Below are 21,630 nucleotides of genomic sequence, written 5' to 3' on the forward strand. Positions count from 1 at the left end.
CATCTACCATATCAAAATTTTTAGCTTAAAAACGCAAGTAGGCTACAAGCAAGTATCACTTCCACTATCGGTATGGAAACATGGGATTAGTAAAAAGCTTGTCAATTGGCTTAGTCAGCACCAGCCTTATGGTCACTGTACTAGCAACCAACGCAAAGGCAGAAAAGGCTGGATCTTTATCTTTACAGTACGACACCTCTATTGGTAGACCTGCTAACTTACAACAAGGTGAGTTCCCAGGTGTACCCGGAACACTTGCTGTTCCCCAAGGTATAGCTGTCGACGAAAGTGGGAACATATACATTAGTAATGGTCGAGGTATTGATCGTGTTGATGTATTTGACAGCCAAGGCAACTACATTAGAGGAATTGGCAGTAGTGGTAAAGGACCTGGACAGATCGACGAGCCATTAGACGTCAAATTCAGCCCTGTTGATGGCAACCTCTATGTAGGCGATGGTTTCAACAACCGTATTGATGTATTCGATCGTAACGGTAACTTTGTTAAATCTTTTGGTTCCTTTCAAGGTCCTATAGAGGGGCGGTTCTTCTTTGGACCTGGGGGTATGCAGTTCGACAAAAAGGGTAACTTGTACGTCACTGATTTTACTGCTGATGTCGTTAAGGTGTATGACATAGACGGTAATCTCATCAAAACTTTTGGTAGTACAGGTACTGGACCTGGGGAGTTCCAAGGTCCGGCTGGATTAAACATATCTAAGCGGACTGGGAACATCTTTATAAATGACCAATATAACAACCGCGTTCAGGTCTTCAATCCACAAGGTAAGTTTCTGTATACCTTTGGCAGTGAGGGTCAACAACCAGGTCAGTTTCAACAGCCAATCGGTATCGAACTGGATGAGCATGACAATATCTATGTAACTGATTCTATCAATAGCCGTGTACAAGTCTTCGATAAAAAGGGTAACTTCCTGACTGCATATGGTCAACCAGCCCGTAATGCGTCTGGCGAACTTGTACTACCTCCGGCTATAGGTGGTCCTACTCCCTACGGCGACCCTATTGACCTCACACCTGGTGTCTTTAACTGGACTGGTGGTGAACATTACGCCAATGGCAAGCTATATGTGGGAGACTTCTACCAAGGTCGTGTTCAGGTGTTAAACGTGGTTAAGAATAAGAATTTAAGACAATCCTCTTCTTCTCGAAGGTACTAAGGAAAATAACTCGAAAAAACGGGGTTTTCACTCACGTGAACCTAATTTGTTGATAAGCCTAAACCGAAATATCCAGTAATGCGGGCAAAATGCCAACTATTACTTCGAGAATGAATGGTCTGATATCTTGTACCTGGGCTGTCAACCAGCCAGCGATTTAAATCGCTGGCTGATAGCTAAAGTCCTCTCAAGAGGACTGCTCAAGGATTTCAGTCCATTTCAATGGAATGCGCGCTATTAGCCCGGAACTTCAGTTCTGGGCGGGATATCGGGCTGGTTCAATCGTCCTGTAGGCGGGAGCTTAGCGTAACTACAAGCGTTTCAAGTCGGAAAAGGCATGAATAACTATGTATTCTGCAACTTATTTAGAAAAAGATATTTTTGATGTAGTAGATCTACTCCATTGTTGGCTAAAACGGCATGTTATACAAGAAAGTCTTTCTTGGCTAGAACAGAAGATAGAACAAATAGGAAACAGTGCTAACCCGCAAGTGTTCTTTACTGCTTTTAGTGCTGTACCTCGTTATACAGGTAAAGATGATTTAAAGCTAACATCTGAAGATTTGAAAGCAGCCTCAACAATCCGAAGGGATTGGAGTCCTAGTCATTGGAGTGTAGATCAAGCTGCTCGCGCCCTCCTGGTACTTGCTTTACCACATCGGAATGCTGAAAAATATTTGCGGATGCTTGAGCAGGTTTTCATCACTGCTGATGTAGGAGAATTAGTAGCACTTTATCAAGCTTTACCACTTTTGCGGTACCCAAAACAATTACGTGGTCGTGCGGCTGAAGGTGTTCGTAGCAATATGACGGCGGTTTTCAACGCCATTGCTTTACGAAATCCTTATCCGAAAGATTTTTTAGACAATCTAGCATGGAATCAACTAGTGCTTAAAGCCTTATTTGTAGGCAGTCCTCTGCATTTAATTCAAGGATTTGATCAGCGCGTAAATCCTGAACTAGCAAGAATGCTTGTTGATTATGCTCATGAACGCGATCGCGCTAACCGTCCCATATCTTACGAACTTTGGAGAGGAGTAGGGAAATTCGCTGACACTGGAATGCTAGCAGATCTGGAACGAGTACTTGCACAACCTCATCCTCAAAGCACAGTATCGTTAGGAAAAAGCTCAATCGAGCAAGCCGCAGCAGCTCTTGCTTGTGCTGAATGTCCTTTACCAGAAGCTCAAAAACTCCTTAGCAACTATCCAGATTTACAAGCCGAGATTCATGCAGGCTCTCTTTCCTGGAATAGTTTAGTCTACAACATCAATAACTAATTACTAGCATATGATATTTATTGATCCCCACATTCACATGAGTGCTCGCACCACATACGATTACCTGATCATGCGAGAGTCAGGTATTGTTGCTGTGATTGAGCCTGCCTTTTGGTTAGGACAACTCCGTACTAACGTAGGCTCATTTCAGGACTATTTTAGTAGTATAGTGGGATGGGAGCGATTTCGCGCTTCTCAGTTTGGTATAAAGCATTACTGTACAATTGGATTAAATCCCAAAGAAGCTAATAACGAGGCATTGGCAGAAGATGTTATGGAACTTTTGCCACTGTACGCTTCTAAGGAGGGAGTTGTAGCTATTGGTGAGATTGGCTATGATGATATGACTCCAGCAGAAGACAAGTATTTTCGCCGACAGATTGAACTAGCAAGATTACTGGATAGTATAGTACTGATTCATACACCACACCGCAATAAAAAAGCTGGCACAAGCCGCAGCATGGATGTTTGCATTGAGCATGGGTTATCACCATCGCGAGTGATTGTCGATCATAATAATGAAGAGACAGTGAAAGAAGTTTTAGAGCGAGGCTTTTGGGCTGCGTTCACTATTTATCCTCATACAAAAATGGGAAATGCTCGGATGGTCGAAATTGTTCGCCATTACGGGAGCGATCGCATCATTGTAGATAGTAGTGCTGATTGGGGGATAAGTGATCCTCTTGCGGTACCAAAGACTGCTCAACTAATGCTCGACAGAGGAATTCCAGAAAATCACGTGCGAGCAGTGTGCTACGAAAATGCACTTTTAGCTTATAGCCAAACTGGCCAAATGCAAGCCTCCGACTGGCTCAATCCCTCACCCATCGATCAGCGGCAGATGTTCAGCGGTAATTCTGTACTTCGCGGACAAGATCCAATTGTAGAGTCTACTCGCGAGTACGTATTAATTGAGTAAATAAAGAACTCAGTCAAAATGAAACAAGTTTCACCGTCAAGCATGAAGAAGGAATATTCTCTATTCCCCACCCTACACCCTACACTCTACACCCTGCTCCCTACTCCCTCTTTTTGGCCATATCTACAATTAATGCGACCGGCAAACATTGTTACTGCTTGGGCAGATGTTCTAGCAGGATTTGCCACTTCAGGAAGCATTATATTTAGCAGTGAAATCTATAGTGGGGAAACACTTATTAATTTGATACCATTAATATGGTTGCTTCTATCTACTACTGGTTTATACGGCGGTGGTATTGTATTTAATGATGTTTTTGATGCTGAGATAGACGCTAAAGAGCGACCAAACAGACCTATTCCTAGTGGCAAAGCATCTTATTGGAAAGCAACGTTGTTAGGAAGTCTACTATTAACTCTTGGAGTACTCGCAGCGGTTCAAGTTTCTTGGTTAAGTGGCACTTTGGCTTTTAGTATTGCGGCTGCGGCGATGATTTACAACGCTTACAGCAAGCATCACCCTGTTTTTGGTCCGCTCAATATGGGGATTTGTCGCGGTGGCAATCTATTACTTGGTGTGAGCGTAGTTTCATCAAAAATACCAGAGTACTGGTTTTTAGCCTTGCTTCCTATTATTTACATTGCTGCTATTACTACATTAAGCCGCAATGAGGTAAATGGAGGTGACAGTAATAATAGTGTTATAGCACTACTACTAATCAGCATAGTTATTGCGGGGCTTTTGGGACTCTGTTTGTTAAATAAGAATCACTTGCTGACAGTATTACCATTTATCGCTTTATTATCCGTGCGAGTTTTGATACCCTTTGTTAAGGCTATGCATCAGCCCACTCCAGAAAATATCCAGATAGCTGTAAAGGCTGGGGTGCTTTCACTGATTGTTGTAGACGCCACAGTTGCCGCAAGTTTTGGGAGCCTACTTTACGGACTACTCGTATTGAGTCTGTTACCAATTTCGATGCTACTCGCACAAATATTCAGTGTCACATAAAGCTTGTATATGAAAATCGTGTGAAGGTGAGAATTATGACAAAAAATGTATAATGAGCAGGTGTGTTTAAAATAGAGCTTTCTAGGTAGTACTACTACAAACTGAAGATAGAGTACAAACTCTACAAAGCTCACACCTGCAGCCGATCTCCACCGAAAACATAATGCGAATTTTGATTTATTCCTACAACTACAGTCCAGAACCAATTGGGATCGCTCCTCTAATGACTGAATTGGCAGAAGGATTGGTGGAGAGAGGTCATCAAGTGCGGGTTATAACAGGAATGCCCAATTATCCTCAGCGTCAGATTTACGAGGAGTATCGCGGTAAGTGGTTTGTTACCGAACAAAAAAATGGGGTTACTATTCAGCGTAGCTACCTGCGAATCAAATCTAAACCGAACTTAATAGATCGGCTGTTATTAGAGTTGAGCTTTGTCACAACGAGTTTGCCGCAAGCCCTCAACGGTTGGCGTCCTGATGTTATTCTTCTTACGGTTCCTCCTTTACTGGTGTCCCTACCAGCAACCTTATTGGGTCGATTGTATAACTGCCCAGTAGTGTTGAATCTCCAAGACATTTTACCGGAAGCTGCAGTATGCATCGGGCTAATAAAAAACAAGCTGATGATCCGCGTTTTTGAAGCTTTAGAGAAGTTTGCTTATAAGCACGCACGTACTATCAGTGTAATTGCTGATGGGTTTGTGGAAAATTTAGTGAACAAGGGCGTCCCCGCGAACAAAATAGTTTGTATTCCCAATTGGGTGAACGTCAATTTTATCCGTCCCTTCCCCAAAGAAAACAATGCTTGGAAAGCTTCCTATCAACTTGATGGAAAATTCGTGGTGATGTACTCAGGTAACATTGCTCTTACACAAGGGTTGGAAACAGTAGCAGAAGCGGCGGGTTTATTATCTCACATTCCAGAAATTGTGTTTGTCATTGTAGGTGAATCAACAGCTCTCAAAGCTCTGGAAAAATATTGTCTTGTTTGTAAGGCTGCTAATGTTTTGCTTTTGCCACTACAGCCACGAGAAAAGCTACCTGACATGTTATCAGCAGCAGATGTGGGATTGATTGTGCAAAAGCGCAATGTGATCTCCTTCAATATGCCTTCAAAAATACCACAATTACTGGCAAGTGGTCGCGCGATATTAGCTTCAGTTCCCCCTAATGGGACTGCTGCAAGAGCGATCAGGAATAGTGGCGGAGGTATAGTTGTTCCACCAGAATCAGCAAAAGCTTTAGCTGCGGCTGTACTAGATTTATATAACAATCCAGAAAAGGTAAGTGAACTGGGTAAAAATGGTAGAGAGTACGCTGTAGAACACTATAGTTTTGAGCAGGCGATCGCTCAATATGAAGCACTATTTTCTGAAATACTCGCTCGTTCCAAGTCCAAAGGAAATGTTTTAAGAAAACTGTATTCCAGCAAATCAATTGCTGATATCTAAATTGTTGTTAGTAGTTAGTGTTTGTCTGACAACTAACAACCAACAAACACCTTGTTATGAGTCAAGACTTACATAAACAAAATGACCGAAGACTATCTCGAAAAGTTACCATTATTGGTGGACGAGGTAGGATGGGAAAATTTTTCACCGATCAACTAGTTGCCGACGGGCATCACGTTAGTGTTTTGCAAGCGTCAGATTGGGAGTACGCAGAACAACTATTGAGCCATGTTGATTTAGTCTTAGTGAGTGTCCCAATTGAGCGAACGGTAGACGTAATCAAGCAAGCAGCTAAATACCTCAAACCAACCACTGCTCTTGCTGATCTGACAAGTGTCAAAACTGAACCAGTCCAAGCAATGTTGGATAACCATAATGGTCCAGTTATGGGACTACATCCCATGTTTGGTCCAAATGTTACATCATTTACTGGACAAAAAGTCATTGTTTGTTCAGGACGAAATGATGATTCGTTCCAATGGTTCTTAGATTTCATGAGCAGCCAAGGTGGAGAGCTGATCTTATGTTCACCTGAAGAACATGACCAAATGATGGTGATTGTTCAGGCAACACGGCACTTTTCTCGATTTAGCCTGGGTGTTTTCTTAGCCCAAGAAACAATTGATATAGACCGTAGTTTATCATTATCAACGACTAACTACAGTCAAGAAATCGATATTGTAAAGCGCCTGTTTGCGCAAAGTCCACTTTTGTGCGTGGATATTATGCTAAATTCAGAAGAAAGATGTGAGGCCATCACTAAGTTAGCTAATACTTACAGTTACTTAGCAAAGTTAGTAGCACAGAAAGACAGAGCAGCATTAATCGAAGAATTTCAAACGGCTCAAAGCTTCTTTAACAAATAAGAAATATCTTCTAATGGTAGTGCGATATAAGCGTGCAAGGTTCTTGCACTCCCTCATCCTAAGCTTTCACTTCTACAAAAATTGAGAAGATAAAAATATGGTACTTGCTTTCACAAGAAAGACTATAAATCACCTACAACCGATTCATCAAAGCATCTCGGTTACTTTTGAATATAATGTTTACTTTACAACTTATTTGTTTGACGTAAAAAATCCTCTGCTGGTGCAAACAATCGCCACAGATCAACAGATAGGAGTTAAGAAATTTGTAGTAGTCGTCGATGGAGGATTGCTAAAGTTTCACAAAGATATGCTTAGGCAATTATACATGTACACTCAGTATCATTCAGATACAATGATGCTGGTAGCAAAACCGCTTATAGTTCCAGGCGGAGAAGCAGCTAAAAACGATCCAAACTTATTAGAACAAATTCACCACTTAATAGACAAAGCTGGACTTTGTCGTCACTCTTACATATTAGGAATTGGAGGCGGTGCAGTATTAGACTTGGTAGGATATGCAGCAGCAACAGCCCATAGAGGAATTCGCCTGATCCGTATTCCTACAACAGTCTTGGCGCAAAATGACTCTGGCGTGGGAGTCAAAAATAGCATCAATGCTTTTGGTAAAAAGAATTTTCTTGGCACTTTTGCTCCACCTTATGCTGTTTTAAACGACTCGGCATTTTTAATTTCTTTAGATGATCGTGACTGGCGTTCCGGAGTTGCAGAAGCAATTAAGGTAGCTTTAATTAAGGATGCTAACTTCTTTAGGTTTATCTCTAGCAACGCCAAAGCTCTTGCCAATCGAGATATAGATGTTATGCAAGAGGTAATCTATCGTTGCGCTCAGCTACACTTGGAACACATTGGTAACTCTGGGGATCCCTTTGAAAAAGGTTCATCACGTCCTCTAGATTTCGGTCATTGGGCAGCTCATAGATTAGAACACTTAACAAATTATAGATTACGCCATGGAGAAGCAGTAGCTATTGGTATTGCTTTAGATAGTACCTACTCGTGCTTAGTAGGACTAATTTCTCAAGTAGAGTGGCTACACATAGTCAATACACTTTTAGACTTAGGCTTTAAATTATACGCTCCAGAACTTGCCGAACAACTATCAAACATCGAACACCCTCGCTCTTTGTTTCGAGGTTTAAAAGAATTCCAAGAGCACTTAGGTGGAGAATTATCTCTAACTCTTTTACAACATATAGGCAAAGGTATTCAAGTTCATGTAGTTAATTTATCTTTGTACAAACAGGCAATTTCTCTACTAGCTAATTATTAGAAGAAATGAAAATCGATAAGAATCTTCACTTGACTTATTGCACAAATATTCACCCTGGTGAAGAGTGGAGCCAAGTCTTTACTAACTTAAAACGCTATATTCCAGAACTCAAAGCACGCTTAACAACTGATAAACCTTTCGGAATTGGATTACGCCTAGCAGACGTAGCGACAAGAGAACTTTTACAAGGAAATACCTTAGCTGAGTTTCAGTTATGGTTGAAGGTACATAACTTATATGTCTTTACTTTGAATGGCTTCCCTTATGGTGGATTTCATGGACAAGTTGTTAAAGACCAAGTTTATGCACCAGATTGGTCTAAGCAGGAGCGATTAGACTACACGCTAAGATTAGTAGATATCTTAGCAAAGTTATTACCTGCTGGGATGGATGGTAGCATTTCCACACTACCGTTGTCATACAAGCCTTGGCTTCAAGAAAATCAAACTCTCCGAAAATCCATTGCCAATACAGCTAGCCTACACATAGCGCAGGTAGTAGCTCAAATGGTACGTATCCGCATTGATACAGAGAAGTTACTGCACCTAGATTTAGAACCAGAACCAGATGGATTGATTGAAAATGCTGCTGAAGTGGTTGATTATTTTGAAACGCATTTACTACCCATAGGTGGGAGTTATTTAGCAGAACATTTGGCTATTCCGCTGGAAGCAGCTCAAACTCTTTTACGAGAGCATGTACGAATTTGTTACGACACCTGCCATTTTGCGGTTGGTTATGAAGATCCAGTCTCGGTTTTTCGGGAATTTCAAGCAGCACAAATTCAAATCGGGAAGATCCAAATTAGTGCTGCATTGCGGGTGAACATACCTAGTAATATTAAAGAACGTACTCAGATAAAAGAGCGGTTACAAGATTTCGCTGAATCTACATATTTACATCAAGTTGTTGCGCGCGATCGCAATGGACAACTGCTTCATTATCCAGACTTGGAAATTGCTTTGCCTAATCTAGAGCATACGACAGATAGTGAGTGGCGGATTCACTTTCATGTTCCAATTTTCATTCACGATTACCAACTATTGCAGTCTACTCAAGACGATATTGTAACTATGTTGCAACTGGTTCGTAGCCACAATATATCTAAGCATTTGGAAATTGAGACTTATACCTGGGATGTCTTACCTCAGCAAATGAAGCTGGATTTATTAGCATCAATTGAGCGAGAGTATGACTGGATTTTGAAGAAGAATTCAGGAGTCAGAATTCAGGAGTCAGAATGGTGATTTTTATCGAAATAAAAAGGAGTCAGGAGTTAGAATGCACCACCCATAAAGGGATGGTGTTTTAGGAAAAGTTTCAACCCCTATCTCGTCCACAAGACACGAGGTTTTAACCTGTATTTATCGTTCTGACTTCTGACTCCTGACTCCTGAATTCTTATTCATAAAACTGAAGACAATAAGGAAGTTAAACCTCTTTGTCGATTGGTCAGCCTCCTTTTCCTTGATTCTGACTGCTGGCTCCTGACTCCTTTTTTATTATGCATAAAACTGTTGTTCTCAATGTAGTAGGATTAACATCTAGTCTGTTGGGTGAGCATACACCGTTTTTGTCTCGGTGGATGGGGGGAGGAAAGCTTATATCAATTTCTCCTGTTTTGCCTGCTGTGACTTGTGCTGCACAAGCAACTTATCTAACAGGGAAGTTGCCTAATGAGCATGGGATTGTTGGTAATGGCTGGTATTTCCGCGATGATTGTGAAATTAAGTTTTGGCGACAGTCTAACAAACTTGTTCAGGCTCCTAAAGTATGGGATACGGCGCGAGCGCTAGACTCATCTTTCACCTGTGCTAATTTGTTCTGGTGGTACAACATGTATTCGTCTGCGGATTATGCAATCACTCCCAGACCAATGTACCCTGCTGATGGAACGAAAATTCCTGATATTTATACCCAGCCGCAAGAATGGCGATCGCGACTTCAAGATGAACTAGGTCAGTTTCCTTTGTTCAATTTTTGGGGTCCTAATACATCCATTCGTTGCTCTCAGTGGATTGCTGACTCAGCTAAGTGGGTTGAAGAGTCTTGCAATCCCACATTAACCTTGATCTATCTGCCTCATTTAGACTATTGCTTACAAAAATTTGGCCCAGATCAAAACTTAGTTGCAAAAGACTTACAGGAAATTGATGCTGTTTGTGGTGATTTGATTTCATACTACGAAAATCGCGGCGCGCAAGTCATCGTTTTATCAGAATATGGAATCACGCCTGTATCCCAACCTGTTCACCTAAACCGGATGTTGCGCCAACAAGGTTTGCTGAATGTACGGGAAGAACTAGGAAAAGAACTCCTTGATCCTGGAGCAAGTAAAGCTTTTGCTGTTGCTGATCATCAGATTGCTCATGTTTATGTGCAAGATCCTTTCTATATACCCAAAGTGCGATCGCTCCTAGAAGCCACAGAGGGAGTTGCTTACATCTTAGATAATAACGAAAAATCTACTCACCATCTGAATCACCCTAGATCAGGAGAGTTGATAGCAATTGCTAAACCAGAAGCCTGGTTTACTTACTACTATTGGCTTGATGATAATTATGCTCCTGATTTTGCTAGAACAGTTGATATCCATCGTAAGCCGGGATACGATCCTGTAGAGCTGTTCGTTGACCCTCAACTCAAATTTTCTAAGCTCAAAATAGGTTTAACACTACTGAAAAAAAAGCTTGGTTTTCGGTACTTAATGGATATTATTCCCTTAGATGCTTCTTTAGTACGTGGCTCTCATGGCTGTATAACAGAGCAACCCGCAGATCAACCCTTATTTATTACTAAACAAACTCATTTACTTGACTCTGAATCAATACAAGCAACCGATGTTTGTCAGCTAATTCTCAAGCATCTTACAGGGGGTTGATTTTTGAACAAGGAGGTAGGGCAATACTGCATAGGTTTTGCCCGAAATTTAGTCCTGAACTAAAGTTCCGGCTAAGAGCTAAAGTGAGCTAAAAGCTCACTGGGTAATCTTCTAACACATTAAAATGGGTTTGGGCTTTGAGCCGGGAAATAAATTTCCCGGCTCTTAACTTATTCAAGTTGTGGGTGATTAACGGCATATTTGTCCGTTAATCACCCACGATGGATTTCAATACTGCTCGGTTAAGCAAAATGGTAGGTTGGGTAGAGCGCATAAGCGAAACCCAACAAATCCTTATAAATGTTGGGTTTTGTTCCTCAAACCAACCTACATTAAATTTAAATTTTCGGCTTAACCCAGCAGTATTGCGATGGATTTCCCTCTTCAAGTGTTGAGTGGTAATTACATTTTCATACTTTTACTTACTTTTCATAAATTTTTGGAAATTATTCCTTAATAATATCAGACTATTTCTGACTAATAGAACTTGTCAAATTTACCAGAAAAATAGACAATTTATAGCAGCTATTTATAGCTAATCTAAAACAAAAAAATATTAAAACTATAACTCTCGTGAACTTTAAAGCCCTGCTTTATCTGGGGTAATTAACAATAAATAACCAATTCCTATTAGCTCTATTTTTTCAGTTTTAGGATCGTTTTTTGTTACAATTTTTATGGCGGAAAATCGTTAGTTAGCACTCTTTTTAACTACGTATCCAGGGAAGTTATTATGAAAATTAAAATGAGTAGAATTGTGGTGAGTATCTCTCTAGTCACTGCGTTAGCCCTCAATTGTGCATTCGTACTGAATGTCTCTGCTCGAAGATCTGATGTGGAGGCATTTAGTGAACAAAATCTCTGCTTGAATCAACTTCAAGGGAAGATCTTCGCTAGAACTGAGCTATTTTTTGGTTTGTCAAAATCAGACGGTTCAGTAGTAAGTGAAGAAGAATTTCAGACCTTTATCAACGACGTCGTTACACCCCTTTTTCCTGATGGGCTTACCTTATTAACTGGCAAAGGTCAGTTTAAGGATTCGAGTGGAAAAGTACGTCAAGAAGGATCGAAGCTGTTGATCTTATTCTATCCTTTTGACCAAGAAAGTAACAGGAGAATTCAACAGATCCGTCAAGCATATATAACTACCTTCCAACAAGAGTCCGTGTTACGTGCTGATAAGCAATCGTGCGTATCCTTTTAAATTTGAGATGGACGATGATACGTTTATAGCAATTCTTATTTGTGTTAAATACACCTCGCTATGAGGGCAAACGCTGTCTGCCCCTACAAATGTACTGCACTTAATTGAGAATTGCTATATACAAAATTGAATTGTTGCGTATACGCCCTAAGTGGCAAACGTATTGAGCCGCGCGTACCTGTGAAAACAGGATATTAAGACGCTCATGGTCTTAAGAATCTCCGTCTCTTTAGAGCGGAGAGTGTCAATCAAATAAGCGATCGCCTCGATGTAATCGGTTCGCCATTTGGTAAGTTTGTTCTTGCGATCGCATAGTCGGTGCATGAGCTGCCAAATAGCGAGCTGCTGCAATCAATACGTGAACCCCTGCCTGTGTGCCACGCAGCAAACTATACTGACGAAAAGCAGCTTCTATTTCTTGAATAACATGAAAGCTACGGTCTTCACGTAATAGCATTTTACCAAGAACAGCCAAAAGCTGATCCGGATTTCCACCACTATAAAGATATAGAGCGACTAATGTCCCTGCTTGATTGACTTGTTGTTGCCGATCCAATAATTCTTTTAGTTCATTAAGTAAGTTTTCTGGGTTGTCTACAATTTCATTTGGTTCTGGCAACGGTGCTGATGGTATATTTAAAAAGCGGTTAAGATACACGCTCATTGCAGCATCAAAGACACCCCGCAATAATGCTTGTGAGCCGACTCGGCGTAATCCTTGATGGACAGCATTTGCAAAGGTAAAAGTATGATGCGCTGTATCCCAGTCATTAAAGTCGTTGTTAGTGTGGAAGCGGGCAATTCTTAGTGCTGCTGCATAGGCTACAGTACCGGCTAATTGTTCTTCAGTGCAACCCGTTCGTAATGCTTCTAACAAAGAGTTGGCGATCGCTCTCGCATCATCACCCAATAGCACCGTCACCAGTTCATCTCGTCCAACCCACGTTAAGCGGTGATCTCGTCCCACTTCCAACGCTGCTGGTAACTCTGCAAAAGCATCATTTAAAATCGCGACCAAATCTACTGGATAACGCCAAGAATTAGACTCTTCCATACGTTCGGCGCTAGCATACTCAGCAACCAGACTAGATAAGACTGAGTCTGCATCTTGCCAATTTGTAGCATCTAGAGCTTCTAAGGCTTTATTTGTAAAATCTATCACATGACCAACATCTATATAGCGATGATCAGTTGCAGCGGTAAACAACATTTCAGCTATTTGCTGCTGATCAGCACCTCCATGAACAGCTGATACCAAACAACGTTCTGCACCTTCACCATCCCGTACTTCGACAAACTGACAGAACCATCTTTGTAGTATGTCTATATCTTGCGCAGCATTGGGTAATGGATGAACCCCAAAACGCGGTGGTGCGCCTGCACAATCACGAGCAACAGATGAAAGACCATGATAAAGGGCGCGGGGTCGATCTTCGGGGTCGAGGTATGGTAGTAAGTTCATCATACAAGTGTGGATAGTCAAACCTGATCCCCAGCCTGCTTTACGATAACGTACTCCGAAGTCTAACCCAATGCGAAACGGTTCACTTGGTGGAACACCCACATCCAGTAACGCGATGACTGATTTGGCAATAACTAGGGAAATACCTTGCTCTAAACCATCTTGGAGGCGTTGACGCTGATAAGTGAGAGGATCTGTATGGGGTGCTAAATCTACCCACACTTGACCATCTTGGATCTTTACTGGAAATGCACGCACATCATCAGCCCAAGCATCAAAAGTACCACCGCTTGCAAGATCGAAACGGGCATGATGCCAGTGACAAGTTAAAATACAATCTTTGACCGTTCCTCTATGTAAAGGAAAGCCCATATGTGGGCAACGATTATCTATAGCGTAAATTTTATCACCTTGATAGAAAAGAGCAATAGCCTGTCCTTCAGCATAAACTACCACATAACCAGACGCTTTAACCTCCGCCACTTGAGCAACGCTTACGTAATGCTGAGTGCCAGTAGTTGATTCCAACGCTTGAGTCATAATGCATCTCCTCCCCTGGAAGATGACAAGTCTTTTCTTTCACTTTACCTGGCTGTGCTCCAAGAGGAGGAGCTTGTATTATTATGTAACTTAGTCTATGTTGGGGGCTTTGTACTCCCAATTATAAATTCGTAATTAAAAATTCAGATAAAATGTGATCGGGATGAATTCTTAAATCAAGGACGATAAATAAGGATTAGAAATAATGGAAGTCCTAAAAAGAGCGATCAAACCGCGAACTTATATATCGTTCCTTTACATCTACCCAACGACTTGGGGAACTGCTGGCGATATCTGTTTGATTCGTGAGTCTGTAGCTATTTCGAGTGCATCTAAGTTTGTCGGGCATAAAATCAAACTAGTCATACCGAAAGGAATGGAGCGCGATCGCGTGGCTGGCTTTCCAGTTATAAAAGTTGCAGGTAATGTAGGCGATGGACATCCAAAAGATCACCCGTCGGAATGGGAGGCTTATGATGGTATAGATATAGAAATAGTTCTAGCAGCGCTGAAACCATGGGGCTTCAAGTTGATTGAATAAACCAGCCATAATACGAGGTGCAAGGAACAATAGCGCGCTGGAAGACATTACTTAGAGGGTGTTTGAAAAGTCGGACAGTTTGTAAAAAAGCTCTCTGGTATATACGCTGTGAATAGATGATAAACAGCACCGAGAGAGTAGCATGAGTAAAGCTACCAAGTACAACCTAACCCGCGACCAATACGAATTGATTAGTGACCTGATTCCAGAAGCTAAACGAGGTGGACGGAAGCGAGAAGTAGATATGTGGGAAATTTTATATATTTCACTTTTATATATTTCACTTTGTGGTAAAATCAATCCTGACTGCTAAGCTTTCCACAACGCATCCGCTGCATCAGCTAATGATTGTTCGGAAACAATTGCTAAGGTAGCCAAATTAAAAAAGTTGCCAATACAAGCTGCGAGTTTCAGAATTTTCTGAGTGCGGCTTGGAGTTTTGTGTATCTGAATCTTAATATATTACTTTTATCCGATTGGTTTTTAGTACTATAAAAGGTTTGTTAATTTTTCAAGAAAAAGTATTGTCATGAAAATTCAAATATGTAAAGCTTATATCTTACAATCAAAAAATCCTAACATCCCTGCAATAACTTCTTCCTTTTATACCTTATTCTAAACTATGACAACTCACAATTATCCAACAAAAGGAGGTCGTCCCATTGTTGTTGGTGGCTCAGTCGCTAACGCTCTTGCAACACCCACTCTTTGCCTTTGTCCTCCAAAAAGTTGATGGGGATAACGTAGAGCAAATTGTGCTGGCTCTAAACCTACTAACTGCAAAAGCGCATAAACTGGTGCCTTGAGATTACCTTATATTGGAAGCAATGTAAATTGAACCTAAACTAGAAAACGAGCGATCGCTGATTCTAATACGCACGTTTTTTTGTTAAGAAACTTAAAAAAGATTTGTAAAGGTGGGATTTATTGACCAGGCAAATCCCCAACTTTATTCTAAATTTTTCTATAAAAAGTCATTTTTTTTGAAAAAAAAATCTTGTTTAAAACCCTGAAATCCCCTATAGTTGATTTCAATATCTGAATGTAACAAAAAATTTGATCTGCCTGCTTAAGTTTGAAGGAGGGAAAAGAATTCTCTTCGCAATTTCTCGCGAGGTTGATTGAAGAGACATGCCAAAACAACTGAGTAACCAAGGATTTACTTTTGAAGCAGAAAAGTTAAAAAAAGTTCCTCTCTCATTACAAAAATATAACCTAACTAACATCACACAATGTTTTTCACAAATAATTGGCAGAAAATATTCATCATTACAGGACTAGCACTTTGTACTTCCTATATCTATCCTTGTAATGTTCAAGCTAAATCTTTACCTAGGAAAAGCAATATACTAATAGCCGAAGGTTTAGGTGGAATAGTCCGAAAAATTAGCATACAAGAAGTACCACCCACAGTAATAACTGGTGCAAAAACAGTGACAAATGCTGATTTTACCGAAGGTAGAACTCAAATAAAGTCTGATGGTTCCTTAATATATATAGTTAGGGGGAAAAACCAACAGGGTTTTAAAGTTGAAGTACAATCTACTTCCAGTGGGACTATTGTTCAAGTTGACGAAGAAATAGATTCTAGTGCAATACCTGAAAGTGTTGTGAGCGTTTTTAAGCGATGGGCTCCAAATGACAAACTGATTAGCACATGGCGGAGTACCCGTCTTGGAGAATTTTACTATCAATTTGTGATTAAGGATGTTTGGTTAGAAATTCCGAATGATGGAAATAAAGTAGTCATTTACCGAAAACAAGTTCAGTATTAGTCAATTAAAAATCTAACCATCGACTCTGAGCAACACTCGTGAAGACATTTACAATCGTTCATTGGCAGACTGTTTTTGCTGCACTATCATTAACAACAATTACTCTAACCACTAATCCTGCTGCCGCTCAAGTACTCAGGGGAACTGGTGATTCTTTTGCAGCACCTCTCTATCAAGGTTATAGCAAAGAATACGAACGACAAACAGGTGAAAAGTTTAGATATACTGTTGTTGGTAGTGCAGGCGGTATTCGGTTATTTGCGAATAAGTCTGTAGATTTTGCAGGTACTAGCTTAATTCCTACTCCAATAGAGCAAAATCAGTTCAAAGCTGGTTTGCTAATGATACCGACGGGAGGAGGAGCGATCGCTATTATTTACAATCTTCAAGATGTGAGCGCTGAAGTCCAGTTATCCCGTGATACATTGGCAAAAATATTTACAGGTCAGATTAGCAATTGGCAACAAGTCAATCCCCGCTTTCCTAATAAAAAGATTCAAGTTGTCGTTAATTCTCAAAGTAGCGGTACTAACTTTACTCTTACTAAATATTTGCGAAAGATTACTGGTGGAAAAATAGAAGCTAGTAGGAACCCTAATTGGGGATTTCAAGTCTTCTCAGCATTCGATGAAGATAGTTCGATAGCGGGAGAAGTTGTCAGAGTTGATGGTGCTATTGGCTATGTTCAAACAAGTTTTGCTCATCAGAGAGATCTACGTATAGCTCAAATTGAAAATCGGGCTCGACGTTACGTCAAACCAACTTTAAAGGAAACAGAAAAAGCTTTAGCTAAAATCAAATTTAATGATGACTTTACCACTGAAGATATTATTGATCCAGAAGACGGTTATCCATTAGTGAGTTTGAGTTGGTTACTATTCTCTAAAGAGTATGCAAATCAAGATATTTTAGAAAAAAACAGGAAGTTAGTTACATGGATTTTGACTCAAGGTCAAGAATTGAATCAACAATCGGAGTACACAAAAATCCCTAAAGATGTTGCAAATAAAATTATGGAAACAGCTAAGAGTGAAATGAGGGTTCGTCCTTTTTAAATTATTGTCTATTGTGAATATGTTAATTTTACAGATATGAAAAACTTGGGTATTTTATTACCTTTAACATCAGCAATATTTGGTTATTGTTTGTTAATATTGAATCCGGTATTAGCACAGACAAATCCTACTGCTATTCTGACATCTGAAACTCAAACGAATACCAAGTTAAGACTGAATAATCAGGAAATATTTGGCTATGATTCTATCACTTCTCTTCCTGACGAGCAAATTGAGGTTTCTAAGCTTCTCTCCCCATCCCAGAGAGACTTAAAGAGGGATTTTACACTAAGTCAATCACAACATCCTTGGGAGGAAGAGACCGATGAAGTAATAGATGTGGAACAATTGCGAGATGTCAGTCCAGGAGATTGGGCTTATGAGGCGTTGCGAAACTTGGTAGACAAGTATCGTTGTATTACTGCTTCTCCTCCAGGTACTTTTGACGGTAATCGGGCGATGAACCGTTACGAATTTGCAGATACCCTGAATAATTGTTTGCAAAAATTTCAACGTGGAATTTATAGCTTATCAAATAAATTTGCTACTCAAGAAGAGTTAGCGGTTATGCAAAGACTCCAAGCAGAATTTGCTACAGAACTGAAGGCAGTTTCAAGTCGAATAGATAACTTAGAAGAAAAAGTAAGCTTTCTAAAAGCTCATCAGTTTAGCACTACTACAGTTCTCCGGGGTTCAGTAAATTTTAACTTAATTGGTGCTTTTGGAAACAAAAAAGCAGTTTCTAGAGGTGAAAATCCTAGAGAACAAATCGATGACAATTTGACTCTGTCATCAAGAGCTTCTCTCAACTTGGATACCAGTTTTAGAGGGAAAGATCTCTTACGGACTAATGTTTTCTTTGGAAACGGCAACAGTTTTGGTAGTAGTGTCACTGGTACGAATATGACTCAACTCGTCGGAACCAGTAACACTGACGGCAATCTTAAGCTTGGGTCGTTGTTTTATCAATTTCCCATAGGAAAACAGGGTACGATAGCGATCGCACCTGCCGCAGATTTTCCTACTCGCATTTTTCCTGCGCTTAATCCTGTGAATTCTATCTCAAATTTTGGGGGAGAAAGTCCTATCTATTCATTTGCTTTTGGTGGTGGTGCAGTAGCCTACTATAACTTCACCGATAAAATTGCTGGCGGTGTCAGTTATTTAACTACTTCTGCTAGCAATCCACTTGAGGGGCTATTTGGTGGTCAATATACTCTTTTGTCTCAGGTAACGTATACCCCATCTGATAAGTTAGGCGTCGCTTTTACCTATGGTCGCTACTATGCTTCCGAGCCTGGTTCAAGTATAGATGTAACTGGTGGTAAGGGTAGCTCATTTGCTCAGTTTCCTTTTGGCTCAAGTACTCCAACTTCCTCTAATGCTTATGGCTTACAGTTTACTTACAAGTTGAACAAACTATTTACTCTAGGCGGTTGGGTTAGCTACTTTAATGCTCATGCAGAAGCTTCACCTGTTGTAAGTGGTGTCAATGGTTCAAAAGGCTCTAATGCTGATATCTGGAGTTGGGCTCTAACAGGAGTTTTGGCGGATTTAGGCAAATTAGGGAGCCAATTAAATTTGGTCTTTGGTATGCCTCCCAAAGTGACAAATAATGATATTGCCGCACGAGCGGATCGGGATACCTCTCTACACTTTGAAATATCTTATCGCTATCCACTTACTGATAGAATTTTTATCACTCCTGGGTTTGTATTAATTACCAATCCAGAGCATAATGCAGCAAACGACACGGTTTGGGTTGGATTAATGCGAACTTCCTTTACGTTTTAACAATAATCGTTTATCCAGGACAACAAGCAACAGAAGTTGGTGGGCAATTACTCCAAGATCCTAAAGGTGTTGAGAAATACATGGCGCAGTTCCTTCCAGGAATGATCCTCGCTGGAACTCAGGCTTAGCAATCTGGTTATAGCTCCCACATATCGCTGTTAATATGGTATGTGGGAAAATCTTGTAGTAAGATAGGCGTCTCAAGCATTCTACAATAGATCAAAAATTGTAATACATTCAATTGAGAAGCGCTATACTATCTTAACTATTCGAGCGCCAGGAATTCCTATGTCTAAAAAATTATCATTAAATCGAAACCTGTGTGCTGCTTTTGTTGTCTTTACCGTAGGATTAGTTGGATGTAATAATTTCGCTAATGTCGCAAACACTTCTTACACAACAACCTCCTCGGATGGATCAAACAATAATCTTCCTCGAGTTATAGCAACTACAGGTGTATTATGTGATTTAACCAAACAAATTGCACAAGAGACAATAAATCTCGTTTGTTTGACTTCGCCTAATACGAACCCTCGCACTTATCAACCAAAACCAGAAGATCGCAAAGCAATTGAGCAAGCTAAACTGATTTTTTTTAATGGGTATAATTTTGAACAAGGTGCATTGAAATTAATTAAGGCTAATAAAAAGCCTGTGCCAAACATTGGAGTTGCTCATCGTGCTGTTCCTCAACCCCTACAAATGAGGAAAGACGGCAGAACAATACCTGATCCTTATGTTTGGCATAATGCAAAACATGGTATCAAGATGGTAGAGGTCATTAGTACGTATTTAGAGAAAGTCTTTCCTAAGAATGCCTCATTGTATAGTACCAATGCCGAAAAAATCAAAAATGAACTTACTCAACTAGATGGTTGGATCAAGTCCCGAATCAGCAGCATTCCACCAAAACAGCGCAAGTTAGTTACTACTGACAACACAATGAATTACTATGTCCAAGCTTATGGGCTTTCGTCTATAGGATCTTTTGAAGGTATTAATGTTGAGGAAAAAGCTACCAATCCCTCTGTTAAAAAACTAGTTAAAAACATTACACAAGCTAAAGTACCGACTATTTTTGCCGCAAATACAATTGATCCTAATTTGACTAACACTGTAGCTAAAGAAGCAAAGGTGAAAGTTTCAAAAAGGCAACTGTTTGCCGATGACTTAGGGGATGCAGGAAGCGAGGGAGATACCTACCAAAATATGATGATTGCTAATACCCGTACAATTGTGGAAGGTTTAGGGGGAACATATTTGATATTTCAACCTAAAGGTAAGTAATATGGGGCACCCCTCCGGGGAAGTCAAAAGTCAAAAGTCAAAAGTCAAAACTGGGTAAGATTTCTCTTTTTTCTTTTTTGCTCTCCTCTGCTTCCCTGCTCCCTGCTCCCTACTCTCAATTAATCGGTGCAACCCCTGCCATATCCAAAATTGGTGCGATCAAATCTTCGCGCTTTACTGCCATCATGTGTACACCATGGCACAATTGACGTGCTACTTGTACTTGCTCGGCGGCAATTTTCATTCCTTCTTCCAGAGGATCTGCGGCTTTTGCTAATCTATCAATGATGTATTCGGGAATATTGACACCTGGTACACAACGATTAATAAACTGAGCATTTTTCGCTGATTTTAAGAGAAAAATTCCTGCTAAGATTGGTTTGTTACAACCGGCGGCAATTTGATCCATAAATTTTTCTAGCCGCTCAAAATCTGTAATCAACTGACTTTGAAAAAACTGCGCTCCTGCTTGTAATTTACGCTCAAATCGGCTTTGTAACCCTGACCAACTGGATAATTGTGGGTCAATTGCTGCTCCTGGAAATAAGTCCAGCGCACCATCTGTTAAAGGTTTCTCATTACAATCTATTCCCTGATTTAGTTTATGGATCAGTTGGAGTAAGCGCACCGATTCTAAATCAAATACGCTTTTCGCATCAGGGTGATCGCCAGCTTTAACTGGATCACCAGTTAAAGCTAAAACATTGCGGATACCCAAAGCATGAGCACCCATTAAGTCAGCTTGTAAACCAATCCGGTTGCGATCGCGACATGCAAGCTGACAAATCGGCTCTATCCCATTTTGCAACAAAATCGCTGACGCCACTACCGAACACATCCGTAGAACAGCACGACTACCATCAGTAACATTAACTGCATGGACTCGCCCTTTGAGGGTTTGCGCCATTTTAATCATTAATTCTGGATCTCCCCCTTTAGGAGGCGCTACTTCAGCCGTAACTAAAAACTCACCTGCCTGTGCGGAGCGACGGAAGGAAGTCAAGGAGATGATGTTGTGGGTATTGGACATAAAATTTCACGTTGAATTTTGGATTTTAGGCGCTTGTTTTTGAAAAGCCCACACCTA

19 protein-coding genes and 1 pseudogene are annotated in these 21,630 nt (G+C 40.5%); 17 read left to right on the plus strand and 3 right to left on the minus strand.

The window, feature by feature from the left end:
• Positions 1–80: 80 nt before the first annotated feature.
• The 10 genes from scyF (at position 81) to G4P69_RS09615 (ending at position 12,089) form a co-directional block, all read left to right on the plus strand.
• Positions 81–1,181 carry a scytonemin biosynthesis PEP-CTERM protein ScyF gene (gene scyF, locus G4P69_RS09570; RefSeq protein ID WP_208338994.1) on the plus strand — a complete coding sequence of 367 codons (1,101 nt, stop codon included), beginning with the start codon at positions 81–83 and terminating at the stop codon, positions 1,179–1,181.
• Between the two features lie 347 nt (positions 1,182–1,528).
• Positions 1,529–2,461, plus strand: coding sequence for an EboA family metabolite traffic protein (locus G4P69_RS09575; protein ID WP_208338993.1), 933 nt, complete (start codon positions 1,529–1,531; stop codon positions 2,459–2,461).
• A 10-nt stretch (positions 2,462–2,471) separates the two neighbouring features.
• Positions 2,472–3,380 (plus strand): TatD family hydrolase, encoded by a 909-nt coding sequence (locus G4P69_RS09580; protein ID WP_243902106.1) that lies wholly within the window; start codon positions 2,472–2,474, stop codon positions 3,378–3,380.
• 18 nt (positions 3,381–3,398) lie between these two features.
• Entirely contained in the window at positions 3,399–4,391 is a 993-nt protein-coding gene (eboC, locus tag G4P69_RS09585; RefSeq protein WP_310833765.1) for a UbiA-like protein EboC, read from the plus strand.
• A 163-nt stretch (positions 4,392–4,554) separates the two neighbouring features.
• Positions 4,555–5,844 carry a glycosyltransferase family 4 protein gene (locus G4P69_RS09590; protein WP_208338992.1) on the plus strand — a complete coding sequence of 430 codons (1,290 nt, stop codon included), beginning with the start codon at positions 4,555–4,557 and terminating at the stop codon, positions 5,842–5,844.
• A gap of 56 nt (positions 5,845–5,900) precedes the next feature.
• Entirely contained in the window at positions 5,901–6,710 is an 810-nt protein-coding gene (gene tyrA, locus G4P69_RS09595) for a bifunctional chorismate mutase/prephenate dehydrogenase (RefSeq protein ID WP_208338991.1), read from the plus strand.
• A 97-nt stretch (positions 6,711–6,807) separates the two neighbouring features.
• Positions 6,808–8,004 (plus strand): 3-dehydroquinate synthase, encoded by a 1,197-nt coding sequence (locus G4P69_RS09600; RefSeq protein WP_208338990.1) that lies wholly within the window; start codon positions 6,808–6,810, stop codon positions 8,002–8,004.
• Positions 8,005–8,009: 5 nt separating this feature from the next.
• The gene (gene eboE / locus G4P69_RS09605) at positions 8,010–9,251 is read left to right on the plus strand and encodes a metabolite traffic protein EboE (RefSeq protein ID WP_208338989.1); all 1,242 of its coding nucleotides are present in this window, start codon (positions 8,010–8,012) and stop codon (positions 9,249–9,251) included.
• Between the two features lie 257 nt (positions 9,252–9,508).
• Positions 9,509–10,885: an alkaline phosphatase family protein gene (locus tag G4P69_RS09610; RefSeq protein ID WP_208338988.1), complete on the plus strand. Its 1,377-nt coding sequence runs from the start codon at positions 9,509–9,511 to the stop codon at positions 10,883–10,885.
• 733 nt (positions 10,886–11,618) lie between these two features.
• Positions 11,619–12,089 (plus strand): DUF3574 domain-containing protein, encoded by a 471-nt coding sequence (locus tag G4P69_RS09615; protein WP_208338987.1) that lies wholly within the window; start codon positions 11,619–11,621, stop codon positions 12,087–12,089.
• A gap of 244 nt (positions 12,090–12,333) precedes the next feature.
• Here G4P69_RS09615 and G4P69_RS09620 read toward each other — a convergent pair whose 3' ends face one another.
• Positions 12,334–14,091, minus strand: a complete 1,758-nt coding sequence (locus G4P69_RS09620) for a Rieske (2Fe-2S) protein (protein ID WP_208338986.1) — start codon at positions 14,089–14,091, stop codon at positions 12,334–12,336.
• A 205-nt stretch (positions 14,092–14,296) separates the two neighbouring features.
• Here G4P69_RS09620 and G4P69_RS09625 point away from each other — a divergent pair, with 205 nt between their 5' ends.
• Together G4P69_RS09625 and G4P69_RS09630 are read left to right on the plus strand one after the other, a co-directional pair.
• A complete protein-coding gene (locus G4P69_RS09625; RefSeq protein ID WP_208338985.1) occupies positions 14,297–14,632 on the plus strand; it encodes a hypothetical protein in 336 nt (111 codons plus the stop codon).
• 142 nt (positions 14,633–14,774) lie between these two features.
• Positions 14,775–14,945, plus strand: a complete 171-nt coding sequence (locus tag G4P69_RS09630) for a hypothetical protein (protein WP_208338984.1) — start codon at positions 14,775–14,777, stop codon at positions 14,943–14,945.
• Between the two features lie 332 nt (positions 14,946–15,277).
• On the opposite strand, the pseudogene G4P69_RS09635 reads toward G4P69_RS09630, so the two are convergent.
• Positions 15,278–15,439 (minus strand): annotated as a pseudogene (locus tag G4P69_RS09635) (ATP-binding cassette domain-containing protein); the annotation flags it as partial.
• 425 nt (positions 15,440–15,864) lie between these two features.
• Here G4P69_RS09635 and G4P69_RS09640 point away from each other — a divergent pair.
• The 5 genes from G4P69_RS09640 to G4P69_RS09660 all read left to right on the plus strand — a co-directional run bounded on the left by G4P69_RS09640 (position 15,865) and on the right by G4P69_RS09660 (position 20,543).
• Positions 15,865–16,407, plus strand: coding sequence for a hypothetical protein (locus G4P69_RS09640; RefSeq protein ID WP_208338983.1), 543 nt, complete (start codon positions 15,865–15,867; stop codon positions 16,405–16,407).
• 38 nt (positions 16,408–16,445) lie between these two features.
• Complete coding sequence (locus G4P69_RS09645) at positions 16,446–17,462, plus strand: substrate-binding domain-containing protein (RefSeq protein ID WP_208338982.1); 1,017 nt, start codon at positions 16,446–16,448, stop codon at positions 17,460–17,462.
• A gap of 36 nt (positions 17,463–17,498) precedes the next feature.
• Positions 17,499–19,256 carry an iron uptake porin gene (locus G4P69_RS09650; protein WP_208338981.1) on the plus strand — a complete coding sequence of 586 codons (1,758 nt, stop codon included), beginning with the start codon at positions 17,499–17,501 and terminating at the stop codon, positions 19,254–19,256.
• A complete protein-coding gene (locus tag G4P69_RS09655; RefSeq protein ID WP_208338980.1) occupies positions 19,220–19,384 on the plus strand; it encodes a hypothetical protein in 165 nt (54 codons plus the stop codon). The genes G4P69_RS09650 and G4P69_RS09655 overlap by 37 nt, the downstream gene beginning before the upstream one ends.
• A 160-nt stretch (positions 19,385–19,544) precedes the next feature.
• Complete coding sequence (locus G4P69_RS09660; protein WP_208338979.1) at positions 19,545–20,543, plus strand: metal ABC transporter solute-binding protein, Zn/Mn family; 999 nt, start codon at positions 19,545–19,547, stop codon at positions 20,541–20,543.
• A gap of 115 nt (positions 20,544–20,658) precedes the next feature.
• On the opposite strand, the gene G4P69_RS09665 is transcribed toward G4P69_RS09660, so the two are convergent.
• On the minus strand, positions 20,659–21,573 hold the full coding sequence (locus G4P69_RS09665) for a methylenetetrahydrofolate reductase (RefSeq protein WP_208338978.1): 915 nt from the start codon (positions 21,571–21,573) through the stop codon (positions 20,659–20,661).
• Positions 21,574–21,630 lie beyond the last annotated feature (57 nt).

The sequence above is a fragment of the Aetokthonos hydrillicola CCALA 1050 genome (assembly GCF_017591665.1).
Lineage (GTDB): Bacteria > Cyanobacteriota > Cyanobacteriia > Cyanobacteriales > Nostocaceae > Aetokthonos > Aetokthonos hydrillicola.

Excerpts from the sequence above, each read along its gene's own strand:
- scyF (WP_208338994.1), top strand. The coding sequence starts at position 81 with ATGGGATTAGTAAAAAGCTTGTCAATTGGCTTAGTCAGCACCAGCCTT.
- G4P69_RS09575 (WP_208338993.1), top strand. The coding sequence starts at position 1,529 with ATGTATTCTGCAACTTATTTAGAAAAAGATATTTTTGATGTAGTAGAT.
- G4P69_RS09580 (WP_243902106.1), top strand. The coding sequence starts at position 2,472 with ATGATATTTATTGATCCCCACATTCACATGAGTGCTCGCACCACATAC.
- eboC (WP_310833765.1), top strand. The coding sequence starts at position 3,399 with ATGAAACAAGTTTCACCGTCAAGCATGAAGAAGGAATATTCTCTATTC.
- G4P69_RS09590 (WP_208338992.1), top strand. The coding sequence starts at position 4,555 with ATGCGAATTTTGATTTATTCCTACAACTACAGTCCAGAACCAATTGGG.
- tyrA (WP_208338991.1), top strand. The coding sequence starts at position 5,901 with ATGAGTCAAGACTTACATAAACAAAATGACCGAAGACTATCTCGAAAA.
- G4P69_RS09600 (WP_208338990.1), top strand. The coding sequence starts at position 6,808 with ATGGTACTTGCTTTCACAAGAAAGACTATAAATCACCTACAACCGATT.
- eboE (WP_208338989.1), top strand. The coding sequence starts at position 8,010 with ATGAAAATCGATAAGAATCTTCACTTGACTTATTGCACAAATATTCAC.
- G4P69_RS09610 (WP_208338988.1), top strand. The coding sequence starts at position 9,509 with ATGCATAAAACTGTTGTTCTCAATGTAGTAGGATTAACATCTAGTCTG.
- G4P69_RS09615 (WP_208338987.1), top strand. The coding sequence starts at position 11,619 with ATGAAAATTAAAATGAGTAGAATTGTGGTGAGTATCTCTCTAGTCACT.
- G4P69_RS09620 (WP_208338986.1), bottom strand. The coding sequence starts at position 14,091 with ATGACTCAAGCGTTGGAATCAACTACTGGCACTCAGCATTACGTAAGC.
- G4P69_RS09625 (WP_208338985.1), top strand. The coding sequence starts at position 14,297 with ATGGAAGTCCTAAAAAGAGCGATCAAACCGCGAACTTATATATCGTTC.
- G4P69_RS09630 (WP_208338984.1), top strand. The coding sequence starts at position 14,775 with ATGAGTAAAGCTACCAAGTACAACCTAACCCGCGACCAATACGAATTG.
- G4P69_RS09640 (WP_208338983.1), top strand. The coding sequence starts at position 15,865 with ATGTTTTTCACAAATAATTGGCAGAAAATATTCATCATTACAGGACTA.
- G4P69_RS09650 (WP_208338981.1), top strand. The coding sequence starts at position 17,499 with ATGAAAAACTTGGGTATTTTATTACCTTTAACATCAGCAATATTTGGT.
- G4P69_RS09660 (WP_208338979.1), top strand. The coding sequence starts at position 19,545 with ATGTCTAAAAAATTATCATTAAATCGAAACCTGTGTGCTGCTTTTGTT.
- G4P69_RS09665 (WP_208338978.1), bottom strand. The coding sequence starts at position 21,573 with ATGTCCAATACCCACAACATCATCTCCTTGACTTCCTTCCGTCGCTCC.